We start from the raw sequence: 17,346 nt of genomic DNA, 5'->3' as shown, positions 1-17,346 counted from the left end.
CACTCTTTCGTTTCCCGAATTTCATGATCGAGGTTCTTCACACGCCGGAAACAACCCGTCACGTGTCGGAAATCGAGGGGTGTCGGTCCGGAAACAGCGGCCGACCAAGCTTCCGCCCAACCGGCGTACGGGCGACGCTGCCCCGGAAGCCGCGAAGGAGGGAACTTCACCTTTAGGAGGCCAGCGTGCCTGAAGCACCGACGATCGACGGCGGCAACACCGTTTGGCTGCTGGTTTCGACCGCTCTCGTGCTGCTCATGACCCCGGGACTGGCGCTGTTCTACGGCGGCCTCAACCGGGCCAAGGGCGTGCTCAACATGATGATGATGAGCTTCTCCGCCATCGGGCTCATCTCTGTTCTGTGGTGGTTCTACGGTTTCAGCATCGCCTTCGGGACCGACGTCAACGGTTTCTGGGGCGACCCCGGTGCCTACCTGGGCACCAAGACCTTCCTCGCCGAGACCGACCTGTGGGGCGCCACGGCGGAGAACCCCAGCGGCATCGGCGTCCCGCTGTACGTGTTCATGGCGTTCCAGATGGTCTTCGCGGTGATCACCGTCGCGCTGATCAGCGGCGCGATCTCCGACCGGGCCAAGTTCGGCGGCTGGCTGCTGTTCGCCTTCGGCTGGGCCACCCTGGTCTACTTCCCGGTCGCCCACTGGGTGTGGGGCGGTGGCATCATCGGTGCCAAGATCCACGCGTTGGACTTCGCCGGTGGTACCGCGGTGCACATCAACGCCGGTGCGGCGGCTCTCGCCGTCGCCCTGGTGCTCGGCAAGCGGCTGGGCTGGCCGCGTGAGGGCATGAAGCCGCACAACATCCCGCTGGTCGCGCTCGGCGCCGGCCTGCTGTGGTTCGGCTGGTTCGGCTTCAACGCCGGGTCGGAGCTCACCGTCGACTCGGTCGCCGGGCTGGCCTTCATCAACACCCAGCTCGCCACCGCCGCTGCGGTGCTCGGCTGGATCGCGGTGGAGTGGATCAAGGACAAGAAGCCGACCATGGTCGGTGCCTCGTCCGGTGCCGTCGCCGGTCTGGTCGCCATCACCCCGGCCTGCGGGTTCATCGCCCCCTGGGCGGCGGTCCTGCTCGGCATCGTCGCCGGTGTGGTCTGCGCCCTGGCCATCAGCCTGAAGTACAAGCTCGGCTACGACGACTCGCTCGACGTGGTCGGCGTGCACTTCGTCGGTGGCTGGATCGGGTCGCTCTGGCTCGGCCTCTTCGCCACCAACTCGGTCAACGCCGCGATCAGCGACGTGGTCGGCGCCTCCGACGGCCTGTTCTACGGCGGCGGCGTCACCCAGTTCGGCCGCCAGGCCCTCGCCGGCCTGATCGTGACCGCCTGGTCGTTCGGTGTCGCCTGGGTGCTCGCCTTCGTCATCGACAAGACCCTCGGTTTCCGGGTCAAGGCCGACGACGAGGTCGAGGGCATCGACATCAGCGAGCACGCGGAGAGCGGTTACGACCTGTCCCCGAGCACCGGCGGTGCCGGTGGCGGTGCGTTCGCGATGGCCGGGATCACCCCCGGCGGCGCTAAGCCGGCCTCCCCGGGGGCCCCCGAACCGGCCACCGCGCCCGTGGACGAGAAGGTCGCCGGTTAACGTTCGGAGAATGGAGGGCTTGGACATGAAGCTGGTGACCGCGGTCATCAAGCCGTACCAACTGGACGCGGTGAAGGAGGCCCTGCACGCCCTCGGCGTGGCCGGCCTGACCGTCAGCGAGGTCCAGGGGTACGGACGTCAGAAGGGGCACACCGAGGTCTACCGGGGTGCCGAGTACACGGTCGAGTTCCTGCCCAAGATCCGGGTCGAGGTGCTCACCGACGAGATGGACGTCGACAAGGTCGTCGACGCGATCGTGGCCGCCGCCCGGACCGGCAAGATCGGTGACGGCAAGGTCTGGGTGACCGGCGTGGAAGAGGTCGTCCGGGTCCGTACCGGCGAACGCGGCCTCGACGCCCTGTAGGAGGACCCCCCAGATGACCCCGTCGATCAAGAGGAACACGTCGGATGACACCGGAAACGGAGACGGGAACCTCTTGGTCGACGGGGTCGTCGGGGTCCCGGCGGGGATCGGGGAACCGGCCCGGGCGGGCCGGGCGGAGGCCTTCGACACCTGGCTGCGCGGGCTGCTGCCGAAGCGGGAGGGCATCGCGCTGATCGCCGTCGGTGGCCTCGGCCGTCGACAGTGCGCCCCGTACGGCGACCTCGACCTCGTGCTGCTGCACGCCGGGGTGGCCGGGGTGGACGAGCTGGCCGCCTCGCTGTGGTACCCGATCTGGGACGCCGGGGTCCGGCTCGACCACTCGGTGCGTACCCTCGCCGAGGCGCTGTCGGTGGCCCAGGACGACGTCAAGGTCGCCCTGGCCCTGCTCGACGCCCGCTTCGTCGCCGGTGACCCGGCGCTGGCCGACACCCTCACCCGCACCGCCACCGACCACTGGCGGCGGACCGCCGTCCGCCAGCTGCCCGCCCTGCGGGAGATCACCGAGGTGCGCTGGCGTACCCACGGTGAACTGGCTTTCCTGCTCGAAGGTGACCTGAAGGAGGCCGCCGGCGGGCTGCGCGACGTGGGCATCCTGCGGGCCATCGCCACCGCCGGGATCACCGACGCGCTGCGTCCCGCCGTCCGCGCCGCCCACCTGCGGCTGCTGGACACCCGCGACGCCCTGCACCGGCAGGTGGGCCGCCGGGTCGACCGGCTGGTCGCCCAGGAACGCGCCGGGGTGGCCGCGCTGCTCGGCCTGCGCCAGCCGACCCCGGAGGCCACCGACGCCGGGACGCGGGCGGAGACCGGCGACGGCGACGCCCTGCTGCGCCGGGTCGCCGGTGACGCCCGCACCGTCAGCCACGCCCTCGACGACGCCTGGCGGGCCGCCGACCGGCTCCGCTCCGGCCGCCGCCGGGGTGCCGACGGCCGGCCGCTGCGCCGCCCGGTGGCCCGGGACGTCGTCGAGCACGACGGGGAGCTGGTGCTCGCCCGGACCGCCATCGGGGCCCGCCCCGACCCGAGCCTGTCGCTGCGGATCGCCGCCGCCGCGGCCACCACCCGGCTGCCGATCGCCCGGGCCACCTGCGAGTGGCTGGCCGCGTACTGCCCGCCGCTGCCCGCGCCCTGGCCGCCGGCCGCCCGGTCCGCGTTCGTCACCCTGCTCGGTGCCGGCCCCGGCCTGGTGCCCGCCTGGGAGACCTGCGACCGGTACGGCCTGATCGACGGCTGGCTGCCCGAGTGGACCCGGCTGCGCAGCCTGCCCCAGCACAACCCGGTGCACCGGTTCACCCTCGACCGGCACCTGGTGCAGGCCGCGTACGAGGCGAGCCGGCACACCCGTGACGTCGAGCGCCCCGACCTGCTGCTGATCGGCGCGTTCCTGCACGACATCGGCAAGGGGCTGGACGGCGACCACTCGACCGTCGGTGCCCCGCTCGCCCAGGCGGTGGCCACCCGGATCGGCCTGCCCGCCGGGGAGGCGGCGTTGATCGGCACCCTGGTCCGGCTGCACCTGCTCCTGCCCGACGTGGCCACCCGCCGCGACCTGTCCGACCCGAAGACGATCGCCGGGGTGGCCGAGCGGGTCGGTGACACCACCACCCTGGAGCTGCTGCACGCCCTGGTGCTGGCCGACGCCGCCGCCACCGGCCCGGCCGCCTGGTCCGGCTGGAAGGGGCGGCTGATCGCCGAGCTGGTCGCCCGGGTACGGACCACCCTGGACACCGGCGTGGTGCCCGCCCCGCCCGACCCCGACCCGGCGCTGGTCGCCGGGCCACTGCCGGTCGTCCACCTGACCGACGACCGGGTGGCGGTGGCCGCATCCGACCGGCGGGGACTGCTCGCCACGGTGGCCGGCTGCCTGGCCCTGCACCGGCTGGACGTGATCTCGGCGGACGCCGCCACGGTCGACGACCGGGCCCTGGTCGAGTGCCTGGTGCAGCCGCGCTACGGGATGGCCCCGGACCCGATCGCGCTCAGTGCCGACCTGCGCCGCGCGGTCACCGGCGACGTCTCGGTCACCCAGCGGCTGCGGGGCCGGGCGCTCGCCGCGCGCAGCCAGGGTGCCGCGCCGAGGGTGGTCTGGCACCGGGAGGCGGCCACCGACGCGGTCCTGCTGGAGCTGCGCGCCGCCGACGCGGCGGGCCTGCTCTACCGGGTCACCTGCGCGTTGGACGAGGCCGGGGCGCAGGTGCGCGCCGCCCGGATCTCCACCCTCGGCGGTGACGTGGTCGACGCGTTCTACCTGGTCGGTGGTTGGCCGTCGGACGAGCAGCGGGCCCACATCGAGGCCGCCGTCCTCGCCGCCGTGTAGGGCCGCGCAGCCGTCTCTCCAACCGCACCGACACGTCCCGGCCGGCCTCCGGGTCACGGGCTACACCCGTCGACGTACGCCGGGGCACCCGCCGCCGGGCCGAGACCCGCCACGTCCCCCGGTGATCAAGAGGTTTGCGTCAATCTCGCGCCGGTTGATGACCTGAACCTCTTGATCACCGACCCACCTTGCCGGGGTGGGGCGAGGTGGTGTGTCGGACGCTGGTGATCAAGAGGTTTGCGTCAGTCTCGCGCCGGTTGATGACCTGAACCTCTTGATCACCGACCCCCGGTTCGCTGGGTGGGGTGGCGGGTGAGCCGGGTGGTGCCGGTGGGGTGACCGGCGCGCGTCCGTCGCCTTCGGCGTGGCGTGGGGCGCGGCGCGCGGGGCCGGAGCGGGCGTGCGGCCGGCGGGCTACCCTAACGGTGGGCTGGACAGCCGGCCCGGCCGCACCTGTGCCCGCCGCTGACGACAAACGGGATGTTCGCGTGTTTGACACCTTGAGTGACCGCCTGTCCGGAATCTTCACCAAGCTCCGGGGCAAGGGCCGGCTCACCGATGCCGACATCGACGCCACCGCCCGTGAGATCCGGCTGGCGCTGCTGGAGGCGGACGTCGCGCTGCCGGTGGTCAAGGGCTTCATCACCAACGTCAAGGAGCGGGCCCGCAGCGCGGAGGTCTCCCAGGCGCTCAACCCGGCCCAGCAGATCGTCAAGATCGTCAACGAAGAGCTGATCAACGTGCTCGGCGGCGAGGGCCGCCGGCTCCAGTTCGCCAAGCAGCCGCCGACCGTGATCATGCTGGCCGGCCTCCAGGGTTCCGGTAAGACCACCCTCGCCGGCAAGCTGGCCCGCTGGCTCAAGGCGCAGGGGCACCAGCCGCTGCTGGTCGCCGCGGACCTCCAGCGTCCCAACGCCGTCGGGCAGCTCCAGGTGCTCGGTGGTCGCGCCGGCGTCGAGGTGTACGCCCCGGAGCCCGGCAACGGCACCGGTGACCCGGTGCAGGTCGCCCGCGCCTCGATCGAGCACGCGAAGCGGGCCGCCCGGGACATCGTCATCGTCGACACCGCCGGCCGGCTCGGCATCGACGCCGAGATGATGCAGCAGGCCGCCGATATCCGTGACGCGGTCGACCCCGACGAGGTCATCTTCGTCATCGACGCGATGGTCGGTCAGGACGCGGTCCGCACCGCCGAGGCGTTCCGCGACGGTGTCGGCATCACCGGTGTGGTCCTGTCCAAGCTCGACGGCGACGCCCGGGGTGGCGCCGCACTGTCGGTACGCGAGGTCACCGGCCAGCCGATCCTGTTCGCCTCCACCGGTGAAAAGTTGGAGGACTTCGACGTCTTCCACCCCGACCGGATGGCCAGCCGGATCCTCGGCATGGGCGACGTCCTCACTCTGATCGAGCAGGCCGAACAGGCCTTCGACACCGATCAGAAGGAGAAGATGACCGCCAAGCTGATGGGCGGTGAGCAGTTCACCCTGGAGGACTTCCTCGACCAGCTCATCGCGGTGCGGCGGATGGGCCCGATCGCCAACGTGCTGGCCATGATGCCCGGCATGGGGCAGATGAAGGACCAGCTCGCCGAGCTGGACGACAAGCACTTCGACCGGGTCACCGCGATCATCCGGTCGATGACCCCGGCCGAGCGGACCAACCCGAAGATCATCAACGGGTCCCGGCGGGCCCGTATCGCCGGTGGTTCCGGGGTGACCGTCATGGACGTCAACCAGCTGCTCAACCGCTTCGCCGACGCGCAGAAGATGATGAAGCAGATGGGCGGCATGATGGGTCTGCCCGGCGGGGGCCGGCGCAAGGCCACCAAGTCGCCGAAGAACAAGCGCAAGGGCACCAAGGGCGGCAACCGGCCGCGCAGCGGCGCGGGCGCCGGGCTGCCGGGCGGCTTCCCGGGTGGCATGCCGCAGCTCCCGCCGGGGATGGACCCGAACGACCTGGCGGGCGGCCAGGGGCTGCCGCCGGGCTTCAAGCTTCCGAAGATCGACTTCAACAAGCTCGGCAGGGGCGACAACCGGCCCCGCTGACGCGTGTCGGTGGCGGAGGGCGACGATCCGGGCACCTAGGGTGGTCGTCGCCCCTGGGAGGAGATGTCATGACCGCAGCGCCCAGCCTGCCCGAACGGCACGAGTGGACGGTCGACGACCTCGGCGACCTGCCGAAGGACCTTCCGTACGAACTGATCAACGGAAGGTTGATCGTGCCGTCCCCCACGCCGCTACACCAGTTCGTCTGTGCCCGGGTGGTGTTCGCCCTCGAACTCCACTGCCCGGACGACTACTTCGTCAGCATGGACCAGTCCCTGTCGATCGACCGCCGCAACGAACCACGACCGGACGTGGTGGTCATCCGGGTCGAGCAGGCGAACCGTTCGCCGGTGCCGGTCCAGGACGCCATGCTCGCCGTCGAGGTCATCTCCCCCGAATCGACCATCCGCGACCGGCACGAGAAGGTCCGCATCTACGCCAACGCCGGAGTGGATGCCTACTGGGTCATCGATCCGCTGCGGGATAAGATCACCTTCACCGAACTGCTGTTGAGCCCCAAGGGCGGCTACGAGCCCAGCGTGGAGACCGACGGCCTGGTCACCATCGACCGGCCCTGGAAGGTGACGCTCGACCTCCCGGCGTGGACGCGGCGTCGGCAGGAGGTCCTCGAACGGGCGCGGAAGTGATCGGGTAGGACTGTGCGCATGGCTCTGCATGTGCGCGGTGTGCTCCTGCCCGACGACGAGGTCCGGGACGTCTGGCTCGACGGCGACCGGGTCACCTTCGACCCGGTGCCCGACGCCGAGACGGTCGCCGACTCCGGGTTCGTGCTGCCCGGCCTGGTCGACGCCCACTGCCACCTCGGCATCGCCCGGGGCGCCACCCCGGTCACCTCCCTCGACCAGGCCCGCACGTTGGCCCGTACCGACCGGGACGCCGGGGTGCTCGCGCTGCGCGACGCCGGCTCGCCGTACCCGTACCCCGAACTCGACGACGAACCGGACCTGCCGCGACTGGCCCGCGCCGGGCGGCACGTCGCCCCGCCGAAGCGCTACCTGCGCGACATCGGCCTGGAGGTCGACGCGGCGGAGGTGACCGCGGCGGTCACCGCGCAGGCCGCCGCCGGCAACGGCTGGGTCAAGCTGGTCGGTGACTGGATCGACCGGGGCGTCGGCGACCTCGCCCCGGCCTGGGACGCCGACACGATGGCCGCCGCCGTGGCCGCCGCACACGCCGCCGGGGTACGCGCCGCGGTACACACGTTCAGCGAGTCGGCCGTGGAGATCATGGTGCGCGCCGGGGTGGACTCGGTGGAGCACGGCACCGGGCTGAGCCTCGACCTGATCGACCTGATGGCCCGGCAGGGCACCGCGCTGGTCCCCACGATGATCAACATTCGGACCTTCGGGGGCATCGCCGCCGCGGCCCGCCCCAAGTTCCCCGGCTACGCCGACCACATGCTCGCCCTGCGCGACCGTTTCCCCGAGGTGGTGCGCGCCGCCCACGAGGCCGGGGTGCCGATCTACGTGGGCACCGACGCGGGCGGCGGCATCGACCACGGGCTGGCCGCCGAGGAGATGCTGCTGCTGCACGAGCAGGCCGGCATGCCCGCCGTGGACGTCCTCGCCGCCGCCTCCTGGCGGGCCCGGCAGTGGCTCGGCTTCCCCGGCCTGGTCGAGGGCGGCCTGGCGGATCTGGTCGTCTACCCCGAGGATCCGCGCCGTGACCTGCGGGTGGTCCGGACGCCCAGCCGGATCGTCCTGCGCGGCCGGGTGGTCCGCTGACCCACCCCCGCCCGTCCCTGTCCCCGTCCCCGCCCGCCCCGCCCGCGCGCCGGCATCGAGCCCCTGACCGTCGGTGTGCGCTTGGCTGCCGATGTGCGCCGGCTGCCCCCGCGCGCCGGCCATCGAGCCCTTGATCGCTGGCGTGCGCTGATCGCTGGCGTGCGCTGATCGCTGGCGTGCGCTGATCGCTGGCGTGCGCTGATCGCTGGCGTGCGCTGATCGCTGGCGTGCGCTGATCGCCGGCGTGCGCTGATCGCCGGCGTGCGCTGACCGTCGACGTGTGCCGTCCCGCCCCCTGTGCCTGCCGGCATTCGCGGCTGCCAACGCTGCCCGCAGGCCGTCTCCGCGATGCTCCGCCCACCGCGCCAGCCGCCGTCCTCGCCACGGTCTCACCTGTCCTCGCGTTTTCAGGTTCTCGCGTCAAGATCGCGCTCGATCCTGGTTGTAGTGGCCTCAAGGCGCGGGGATGCCACTACAACCAGGATCGAGCATGATCGTGGGGCGTGGGGCGTGGGGCGTTTCCCGCGCGGCCGGCATCCGTGGCGCGGGGTGAGGATGTGGGCGGCGGCGTGCCCGAGCGCATCGGGTCCGGGCGGGGCGCATAGGATGTGCGGTCATGGCTCGCGTGCTCACTCCCCGTGCGGAGGACTTTCCCCGCTGGTACCAGGACCTGATCGCCAAGGCGAAGCTGGCCGACAACGGCCCGGTCCGGGGGACCATGGTCATCCGTCCGGCCGGCTACGCCATCTGGGAGCGGATGCAGGCCGAGATGGACGCCCGGATCAAGGCGGCCGGCGCGGAGAACGCGTACTTCCCGCTGTTCATCCCGGAGAGCTACCTCAAGCGGGAGGCCGAGCACGTCGAGGGCTTCTCGCCGGAGCTGGCGGTGGTCACCCACGGTGGCGGCAAGCAGCTCGCCGAGCCGGTGGTGGTGCGTCCCACCAGCGAGACGGTGATCGGCGAGTTCATGGCCAAGTGGATCGACTCGTACCGGGACCTGCCGCTGCTGCTCAACCAGTGGGCCAACGTGGTCCGCTGGGAGTTGCGCCCCCGGATCTTCCTGCGCACCAGCGAGTTCCTCTGGCAGGAGGGGCACACCGCGCACGCCACCCGTGCCGACGCCCGCGCCTACGCCCGCAAGATCCTGCACGAGGCGTACGAGGACCTGATGGTCAACGTGCTGGGCATCCCGGTGGTGGTCGGGCTGAAGACCACCCGGGAGCGCTTCGCCGGGGCGACCGCCACCTACACCTGCGAAGGCATGATGGGCGACGGCAAGGCGCTGCAGCTCGGCACCAGTCACGAGCTGGGGCAGAACTTCGCCAAGGCGTTCGACATCAGCTACTCCTCGGCCGAGGGTGGCCGGGAGCACGCCTGGACCACCTCCTGGGGCACCTCGACCCGGATGCTCGGCGGGCTGATCATGGCGCACGGTGACGACAACGGGCTGCGGGTGCCGCCGAGGCTGGCCCCGATCCAGGCGTACGTCATGATCGTCAAGGCGGGCGACGGCGTGGGCGAGGCGGCGGCCAAGCTGCGCGACGCGCTGCGCGACGCCGGGGTCCGGGTCGCGCTCGATGACCGCACCGACACCGCGTTCGGCCGCCGGGCCGTCGACGCCGAGCTGCGCGGCTATCCGGTACGCGTCGAGGTCGGCCCCCGCGACCTGGCCGCCGGCAACGCGGTCGTGGTCCGGCGGACGGACGGCTCGAAGGCCCCCACCCCGGTCGCGGACGTCGTCGGCGCGGTCCTGGCCGCTTTGGAGGCCGACCAGCAGGCGTTGCACGACGAGGCGTTGGCCCACCGGCGGTCCCGCACCGTGCAGGTGTCCACCCTCGCCGAGGCGATCGAGGCGGCGGCCACCGGCTGGGCCATGGTGCCGTGGTCGGCCGTCGGCGTGCCGGGCGAGGCCGAGGCCAACGGCCAGGGCGTCACCGTCCGGTGCCTGCTGCGCGCCGACGGTTCCGTCCCGGACAGCGAGGACGAGCCGGACCTGACCGCCATCCTGGCCCGCGCCTACTGAGGCGGCCCACCGCAGCCCGGGGGCCCGTAGGTCCGGCTCCCGGGTCGCGCCGGCCGGCCGTGGGCGCGGCGACCCGTATCGCCGCGCAACCGGCCCACCGGGCCCGGCTGCCCGGTTCGTCGCGGGTACGCCGAAAGCCGGCCCGCACTGTTCGTCCCGGGTGCGGCGGTGGGTCGGAGCGCCGGAAGCCCGTCCAGACCTGTGGAGGTGTGATGCGTTTCGCGCCAGGTCAGTTGATCATGCATCGCAACGTGCGGCGGGGCCGGATCGGGTGGGTCCGGCCGGCCCGGGTGGTGGGCGACGACGACCGGGGTCTGCTGCTCTGGGTGGCCCGGGACACGCCGGTGGCGCACGAGGTGTCCGAGGCGGGCCTGGGCATGCGGGCGATGCCGTTCACCGAGTGGATCGCCTCGTCCTACCGGCTGGCCCGGGGCCGGTGGGACGGTCCTCCGCTGCTGGAGTTCCTGCCCACGGGGGCGGCGCACTCGGTCTGGTTCTTCCGCGACGAGCAGGACCGCTTCGTCGCCTGGTACGTCAACCTGGAGGAGCCCGGGGTCCGGTGGGACGACGGGTCGGTGGCCGGGGTGGACGTGGTCGACCAGGACCTGGACGTGGTGGTCCGTCCCGATCTCAGTTGGCAGTGGAAGGACGAGGGCGAGTTCACCGAGCGGCTGGCCTTTCCCGACCACTACTGGGTGACCGACGAGCAGGCGGTCCGTGCCGAGGGGGAGCGGGTGATCGCCCTCGCCGAGGCGGGGAAGTTCCCGTTCGACGGCACCTGGTGCGACTTCGTCCCGCCGGCCGACTGGACGTCGCCGACGGAGCTGCCGCCGGGTTGGGACCGACCGCCCGCGCGGTGAGTGTGTCGTAGCTCACCTGGCCGGGCCGTCGTCGGGGCGCGTGGCGGCGGTGGTCGGACGGCCCGCCGGGACCGACGCCCTGCCGTCGGGCCGGCCCGATGTGAGCATCCGGTGCGCGATCTGGCAGAATGGGTCGCTGGTATCCGGCGCGCGTCCGGCGCCCTCTAACCCGGGCGCGTCGCCAGTCCACCGAGCAGTCTCCGGCCCAACCCCACTGTGCCGGTCGACGCTCACCCGTGCACCGCCCGTAGCCGGGTCGGTGAAATCGCAACAGGAGCGAAACAACTGTGGCCGTAAAGATCCGGCTCCTGCGGATGGGCAAGATCCGCAACCCGCAGTACCGCATCGTCATCGCGGACTCGCGCACCAAGCGCGACGGTCGCGCGATCGAGTTCGTGGGCATCTACCAGCCGAAGGAAGACCCCTCGATCATCGAGGTCAAGTCGGAGCGGGTCCAGTACTGGCTCTCGGTCGGCGCGCAGCCGAGCGAGGCCGTCCAGCGGCTGCTGGAGCTGACCGGCGACTGGCAGAAGTTCAAGGGCCTGCCGGCCCCGCCGCCGCTCAAGGTCGCCGCCGAGCGCGCCGACCGCAAGGCGGCGTACGAGGCCGAGGCGAAGGCCGCTGCCGGCCTGGCTCCGGAGACCCCGGCCAAGCCGGCCCGCAAGGCCGCCAAGGCGGAGTCCCCGGCCGAGCCCGAGGCGCCGAAGACCGAGGCTCCGGCCGAGGCCCCGGCCGCTGCTGCCGACTCCGGTGAGCAGGCCTGACATGCCGCTGCGTCCCGCCCTGGAGCACCTGGTCAAGGGGATCGTCGACCACCCGGACGACGTGCGCGTCCGCATGGTCGACTCCCGTCGGGGCAAGCGGCTGGAAGTCCGCGTGCACCCGGAGGATCTCGGCACGGTGATCGGGCGGTCCGGTCGGACCGCCAAGGCGCTGCGTCAGGTGATCGGCTCCATCGGAGGACGCGGGGTACGCGTCGACATCGTCGACTCGTACTGATGCTGCTCATCGTCGGCAGGATCGGCAAGCCGCACGGCATCCGCGGTGAGGTCACCGTGGAGGTGCGGACCGACGAGCCCGAGGCGCGGTTCGCCCCCGGCGCGGTGCTGAGCACCGAGCCGGGGGTGCCGCCCCGGGTGGAGACCCCCCGTCGGGGCGGGGCCGAGCCGGCCGCGACCGCCGACCCGGAGGTGGCGTACCTGGTCCCCGACGAGCTGACCATCGAGGCGGCCCGTTGGCACCAGGGGCGGATGCTGGTGGCCTTCGAGGGGGTCCTCGACCGGGAGACCGCCGAGGCGCTGCGCGGCACCCTACTCGGGGTGGACAGCGCCTCCGTCGCCCCACCGGAGGACCCGGAGGAGTTCCACGACCACCAGTTGGTCGGCCTGGCCGTGGTGACCCCGGCCGGTGAGCACCTCGGCGAGGTGGTCAAGATCGACCACGCGCCCGCCTCCGACCTGCTCGTCCTGCGCCGCCCGCAGGGGGGCAGCGCGCTGATCCCGTTCGTCAAGGCGATCGTCCCGGAGGTCGATCTCGCCGGCGGACGCGTCGTCGTCGACCCGCCGGCCGGTCTGCTCGACCTCTAGACCGGAAGCCACCCTCATGCGCGTCGACATCGTGTCGATCTTCCCGGACTACTTCGCCCCACTGGATCTGTCCCTGATCGGGCGGGCCCGGGAACAGGGCCTGCTCCGGTTGGCCGTGCACGACCTGCGGACCTGGACCCGCGACGTGCACCGCACGGTCGACGACACGCCCTACGGTGGCGGGCCGGGCATGGTGATGCGGCCGGAACCGTGGGGCGAGGCGCTTGACGCGTTGGCCCCCGACGAGTTGGCTCCGGACGGCCTGACCCTGCCCCGGCTGCTGGTGCCCTCCCCGGCCGGCGTGCCGTTCACCCAGGCGATGGCGCACGAGTTGGCCACCGAGTCGCACCTGCTCTTCGCCTGCGGCCGGTACGAGGGCATCGACCAGCGGGTGCTCGACCACGCCTCGACCCGGCTGCGGGTCACCGAGGTCTCACTCGGCGACTACGTGCTCTTCGGTGGCGAGGTGGCGGTGCTGGTGATCCTGGAGGCGGTCACCCGGCTGTTGCCCGGGGTGCTCGGCAACGCCGGTTCGCTGGACGACGAGTCGCACGCGCACGGCCTGCTGGAGGCCCCGATGTACACCAAGCCGGCGAGTTGGCGGGGGCACGAGGTACCCGAGGTGCTCCGCTCGGGTGACCACGGCCGGATCGCCCGCTGGCGACGGGACGAGGCGTTGACCCGCACCGGCACCCGGCGACCGGACATGCTCGCCGCGTTGCCCCCGGAGATCCTGGACAAACGGGACTTGGCGACGCTGGAGCGGGGTGGGTTTCCGCTGCCCCCGGGGGATATGGCAAAGTAGAGGGGTTGCCGCATCCGTCCGCGCCCGTGGGCGGCTGCGAGGATCCCCGGACAGGGTCGGCCCGCCGACCGGCACCGGGAATCAGAATCACCCATCCGCGCACCGACTGACGGTGCGCCGTGAGCATCACGAGGACGCAGCGATGAACATCCTGGACGCCCTTGACGCCCAGTCGAAGCGCACCGACCTCCCCGACTTCCGTGCCGGTGACACCGTCAAGGTGCACGCGCGGGTCGTCGAGGGCAACCGGTCCCGGGTCCAGATCTTCCAGGGCGTCGTCATCCGCCGCCAGGGTGACGGTCTGCGCGAGACCTTCTCGGTCCGCAAGGTCAGCTTCGGGGTGGGCGTGGAGCGGACCTACCCGCTCAACGGCCCGGGCATCGACCGGATCGAGATCGTGACCCGTGGCGACGTCCGCCGGGCCAAGCTCTACTACCTGCGCGAGCTGCGCGGCAAGAAGGCCAAGATCAAGGAGAAGCGGGAGAAGCAGCCCAGCTGACTTCCCGCTCGCCAGGCCGCCTGACCTGCGCGGATGTCGTATCGACCAGAGCGCACTACGCTGATCGGTACGGGCGCAGTCCGGCAGGTGGTGTCGCGACCCAGATCGCGGCACTCCGATCGTCCGCTGCCGCCCGTGGGGCCTCGACGAGGCTCCCGGGCGGTAGTGTCGTTTCTGCGGACCGGGGAGTGGCGTGGTGCAGGTGCTCGACTCGAACGGCACAGCCGACCCGTGGCGTCGGCGGAGCCGACCCACCCGTCGGCAGATGCCCCTCTGGCAGGAGCTGCCGCTCCTGCTGATCGTGGCCTTCTGTCTGGCGGTGCTGATCCGCACCTTCCTGCTCCAGGCCTTCTTCATCCCGTCCAGTTCGATGGAGGACACCCTCCTCATCGGCGACCGGGTGCTGGTCAACAAGGTCGTCTACGACGTACGTGACCCGCTGCGCGGTGAGGTGGTGGTGTTCCGGGGCACCGACAAGTGGGTCGCCCTGGAGAGTCCCGTGCCGCCGACCGGTGCCGTCGGCAAGATCGGGCGTACCCTCGGCGACCTGGTCGGCGTGGGCCGCCCCGGCGAGAAGGACTTCATCAAGCGGGTGATCGGGTTGCCCGGCGACCGGGTCAAGTGCTGCGACGACCAGGGTCGGGTGCTGGTCAACGGCATCCCGCTGGACGAGCCGTACGTGGTGCGTGACTCACCGCTGGACGTACCGCCGAACCCCAAGGAGTGCCGGTCCCGCCGGTTCGACGAGGTGGTCGTACCCCCTGGTCAGATCTTCGTGATGGGCGACCACCGGCTGGTCTCCCAGGACGCCCGCTGCCAGGGGCCGGTGCCGATCGACAACGTGATCGGCCGGGCGTTCATGGTGGTGTGGCCGTCGTCGCGGTGGGCGTCGCTGCCCGTGCCGGCCACCTTCGAACGGCTGTCGGACTCCGCTGCCGCGCCCAACGCCCCGGCACCGGTCCGGCCGACCCCCACCGGTGACGTGGTCCTGCTCCTGCCGGTCGCCGCGCTGCTCGCGGCCGTCGTGCGCTCCGGGCGACGGGTGTGGCCCCCGGGCTCCGGGCGGCCACCACGCCTGCGCCGGGAACGGCTGCGGCGCTCCGGGTGGCCGGGACGCCTCCGGCGTTCCGGGCGGCCCGGACGGCTCCGGCGACGTAGGCTCCACCCGTGATTGACGAGCAGACCGACAAGCCGCGCAGCTCCTTCTGGAAGGAGCTGCCCATTCTCCTGGGCGTCGCGATTCTGGTGGCGGTGCTGGTCCGCGCATTCGTGCTGCAGACCTTCTTCATCCCGTCGCCGTCCATGGAGAACACTCTCAAGATCGACGATCGGGTGCTGGTCAACAAGCTGGTCTACGACTTCCGCTCACCGCACCGGGGTGAGGTGGTGGTGTTCAAGGCGCCGACCGAGTGGAGTGGCAACCCCGACGGCGAGGACTTCATCAAGCGGGTGATCGGGGTCGGCGGCGACCACGTGGTCTGCTGCGACGCGCAGGACCGGCTGACGATCAACGGCAAGTCCCTCGACGAGCCCTACATCTACTCCGCCAACGGCCAGCAGGACAAGCCCGCCGACCAGGAGTTCGACATCACCGTCCCGGCGGGGCGGCTCTGGGTGATGGGTGACCACCGCTCGGCCTCCGGGGACTCGCTGGAGCACTGGCAGCAGTCCGGTCGCAACATCGACAGCGCCACCATCCCCGAGGGCGAGGTCGTGGGCCGGGCCTTCACCGTGTTCTGGCCGTTCGACCGGGCCACCTGGCTCACCGTGCCCAAGTCGTTCGACGGGATTCCCAACCCCTGACCGGTTCGCGACCACCCGGGCGTGGCCGAGCGTCGACACCGTCTGGCAGGCTGATGCGGTGACCGTCTTCCACCCCCGTCGTGCGGCCCGGGTGCTGCTCGTCGACGCGTCCGGCCGGGTGCTCCTCTTCGCGGGCGTCGACCCGGCCCGCCCGGGTCACCGGTACTGGTTCACCCCCGGTGGTGGGCTCACCCCGGGGGAGTCCCCGGCGGCCGGGGCGGCCCGCGAGCTGGCCGAGGAGACCGGGCTGCGGCTCACCCCGGCCGAGCTGGGCGGGTCGGTCCGCTCCGAGACGATCGAGTTTCCCTTCGACGGCGTGTGGTACCGCCAGGAACAGGAGTTCTTCGTGGTCCGGGTGCCCACCTGGGAGGTCGACACGGCCGGGTTCGACGAGATCGAACGGGCCAGCGTCACCGGGCACCGCTGGTGGTCGGCGGCCGAGCTGGCCGACACCGCCGAGCGGTGCTACCCGGCCGACCTGGCCGCCCTGCTCACCCAGGTGCTGGCCGCCGCCCCGGCCCCGGAGGCGTCGTGCTGACCCCGCCGCGCACGGTGGTGCGCCGCGACGGAGGGCTCTACGCGCTGGAACGGGCCCTGCAACGGCGCGGCTTCCGGCACGTCGCGGGCGCGGACGAGGCCGGCCGGGGCGCCTGCGCCGGCCCGCTGGTGGCCGCCGCCGCGGTGCTCCCCGAGGGGCGACGCGGCGAGATCGAAGGGCTGGCCGACTCCAAACTGCTCACCCCGGCCAGCCGGGAGCGGGTCTACGCCGAGGTCGTCGCCCGTGCCCTGGCGTACGCGGTGGTGGTCATCCCGGCCGAGGAGGTCGACGCCCGGGGGCTGCACGTGTGCAACCTCGCCGCGATGCGCCGGGCCCTGGCCTCACTGACCACCCGACCGGAGTACGTGCTCACCGACGGCTTCGGGGTGGACGGGCTGGACGTGCCGGGGCTGGCGGTCTGGAAGGGTGACCGGGTGGCGGCCTGCGTGGCGGCGGCGAGCGTACTGGCCAAGGTCACCCGGGACCGGATCATGGTGGAGCTGGACGGACGCCACCCGGGTTACGGCTTCGCCGAGCACAAGGGGTACATCACGGCCGAGCACACCGAGGCGCTGCGCGAGCGTGGGCCCTGCGTGGAGCACCGGTTCTCGTACGTCAATGTGGCCGCCGTGTCGGGCCGGGAGGGTGCCCCGCCCCGGGCCCGTCGGCCGCTCGGCGCAGCCGCTCCCGAGCCGATGGAGCGCTCGGGCACGGCAGGGGGTACCGTCGGCGTGGCGTTGGGCGAGCAGCCTCGGCCTCCGGCACCGGTGGGGGAAGATGTGGTCATGGAAGGCGGAGTGCGATGAGCGCGGAAGATCTCGAAAAGTACGAGACCGAGATGGAGCTGCAGCTCTACCGGGAGTACCGCGACATTGTCCGTCAGTTCTCCTACGTCGTGGAGACGGAACGCCGCTTCTACCTGGCCAACCAGGTGGACCTGCACGTGCGCAACTCCGACGGCGAGGTCTACTTCGAGGTCGAGATGCACGACGCCTGGGTCTGGGACATGTACCGTCCGGCCCGCTTCGTCAAGAACGTCCGGGTGATGACGTTCAAGGACGTCAACGTCGAGGAGCTGGAGAAGCCCGACATCTCGCTGCCCGCCGACTCGGGTTTCGGTAGCTGACCCACCCCGCGTCGGC

At 72.0% G+C, this 17,346-nt stretch carries 18 protein-coding genes; all 18 read left to right on the top strand.

The genetic code is table 11. The annotated features are described in order from the left end of the window. Positions 1-185: 185 nt before the first annotated feature. Positions 186-1,598, top strand: a complete 1,413-nt coding sequence (locus tag AB0B63_RS07575; protein ID WP_208567198.1) for an ammonium transporter — start codon at positions 186-188, stop codon at positions 1,596-1,598. 25 nt (positions 1,599-1,623) lie between these two features. Further along, positions 1,624-1,962: a P-II family nitrogen regulator gene (locus AB0B63_RS07570; RefSeq protein ID WP_067307311.1), complete on the top strand. Its 339-nt coding sequence runs from the start codon at positions 1,624-1,626 to the stop codon at positions 1,960-1,962. A 13-nt stretch (positions 1,963-1,975) separates the two neighbouring features. Beyond that, complete coding sequence (locus AB0B63_RS07565) at positions 1,976-4,300, top strand: [protein-PII] uridylyltransferase (RefSeq protein WP_357015514.1); 2,325 nt, start codon at positions 1,976-1,978, stop codon at positions 4,298-4,300. Positions 4,301-4,788: 488 nt separating this feature from the next. Continuing rightward, entirely contained in the window at positions 4,789-6,345 is a 1,557-nt protein-coding gene (gene ffh / locus AB0B63_RS07560; protein WP_208567196.1) for a signal recognition particle protein, read from the top strand. Between the two features lie 68 nt (positions 6,346-6,413). Further along, the gene (locus AB0B63_RS07555; protein ID WP_208567195.1) at positions 6,414-6,992 is read left to right on the top strand and encodes a Uma2 family endonuclease; all 579 of its coding nucleotides are present in this window, start codon (positions 6,414-6,416) and stop codon (positions 6,990-6,992) included. Between the two features lie 18 nt (positions 6,993-7,010). After that, a complete protein-coding gene (locus AB0B63_RS07550) occupies positions 7,011-8,090 on the top strand; it encodes an amidohydrolase family protein (RefSeq protein WP_204956864.1) in 1,080 nt (359 codons plus the stop codon). Positions 8,091-8,706: 616 nt separating this feature from the next. Further along, positions 8,707-10,113, top strand: a complete 1,407-nt coding sequence (proS, locus tag AB0B63_RS07545) for a proline--tRNA ligase (protein WP_357015508.1) — start codon at positions 8,707-8,709, stop codon at positions 10,111-10,113. A gap of 212 nt (positions 10,114-10,325) precedes the next feature. After that, positions 10,326-10,973 carry a DUF402 domain-containing protein gene (locus tag AB0B63_RS07540; RefSeq protein WP_208567193.1) on the top strand — a complete coding sequence of 216 codons (648 nt, stop codon included), beginning with the start codon at positions 10,326-10,328 and terminating at the stop codon, positions 10,971-10,973. A 287-nt stretch (positions 10,974-11,260) separates the two neighbouring features. Further along, the gene (gene rpsP / locus AB0B63_RS07535; protein WP_357015504.1) at positions 11,261-11,737 is read left to right on the top strand and encodes a 30S ribosomal protein S16; all 477 of its coding nucleotides are present in this window, start codon (positions 11,261-11,263) and stop codon (positions 11,735-11,737) included. Continuing rightward, the gene (locus AB0B63_RS07530) at positions 11,712-11,972 is read left to right on the top strand and encodes an RNA-binding protein (protein WP_172862164.1); all 261 of its coding nucleotides are present in this window, start codon (positions 11,712-11,714) and stop codon (positions 11,970-11,972) included. Before rpsP ends, AB0B63_RS07530 begins: the two co-directional genes overlap by 26 nt. Positions 11,973-11,974: 2 nt before the next feature. Then, a complete protein-coding gene (rimM, locus tag AB0B63_RS07525; protein WP_208567441.1) occupies positions 11,975-12,559 on the top strand; it encodes a ribosome maturation factor RimM in 585 nt (194 codons plus the stop codon). A gap of 16 nt (positions 12,560-12,575) precedes the next feature. Continuing rightward, the gene (gene trmD / locus AB0B63_RS07520; protein ID WP_357015501.1) at positions 12,576-13,364 is read left to right on the top strand and encodes a tRNA (guanosine(37)-N1)-methyltransferase TrmD; all 789 of its coding nucleotides are present in this window, start codon (positions 12,576-12,578) and stop codon (positions 13,362-13,364) included. A gap of 142 nt (positions 13,365-13,506) precedes the next feature. Then, the gene (rplS, locus tag AB0B63_RS07515; RefSeq protein ID WP_007456548.1) at positions 13,507-13,863 is read left to right on the top strand and encodes a 50S ribosomal protein L19; all 357 of its coding nucleotides are present in this window, start codon (positions 13,507-13,509) and stop codon (positions 13,861-13,863) included. 193 nt (positions 13,864-14,056) lie between these two features. Further along, a complete protein-coding gene (gene lepB / locus AB0B63_RS07510) occupies positions 14,057-15,034 on the top strand; it encodes a signal peptidase I (RefSeq protein ID WP_357015497.1) in 978 nt (325 codons plus the stop codon). Continuing rightward, positions 15,031-15,666, top strand: coding sequence for a signal peptidase I (gene lepB / locus AB0B63_RS07505; protein ID WP_208567189.1), 636 nt, complete (start codon positions 15,031-15,033; stop codon positions 15,664-15,666). The genes lepB (AB0B63_RS07510) and lepB (AB0B63_RS07505) overlap by 4 nt, the downstream gene beginning before the upstream one ends. Before the next feature lie 58 nt (positions 15,667-15,724). Then, positions 15,725-16,204, top strand: coding sequence for an NUDIX domain-containing protein (locus AB0B63_RS07500; protein ID WP_357015494.1), 480 nt, complete (start codon positions 15,725-15,727; stop codon positions 16,202-16,204). Then, positions 16,198-17,010, top strand: coding sequence for a ribonuclease HII (locus tag AB0B63_RS07495; protein ID WP_357015491.1), 813 nt, complete (start codon positions 16,198-16,200; stop codon positions 17,008-17,010). The genes AB0B63_RS07500 and AB0B63_RS07495 overlap by 7 nt, the downstream gene beginning before the upstream one ends. Further along, positions 17,007-17,330 (top strand): DUF2469 domain-containing protein, encoded by a 324-nt coding sequence (locus AB0B63_RS07490; RefSeq protein WP_011905215.1) that lies wholly within the window; start codon positions 17,007-17,009, stop codon positions 17,328-17,330. Before AB0B63_RS07495 ends, AB0B63_RS07490 begins: the two co-directional genes overlap by 4 nt. The last annotated feature ends 16 nt before the right edge of the window (positions 17,331-17,346 follow it).

The organism is Micromonospora sp. NPDC049081 (assembly GCF_040648835.1).
In the GTDB taxonomy this organism is placed as follows: Bacteria; Actinomycetota; Actinomycetes; order Mycobacteriales; family Micromonosporaceae; genus Micromonospora; species Micromonospora antibiotica.
This window is presented reverse-complemented; position numbering and strand designations above follow the sequence as displayed.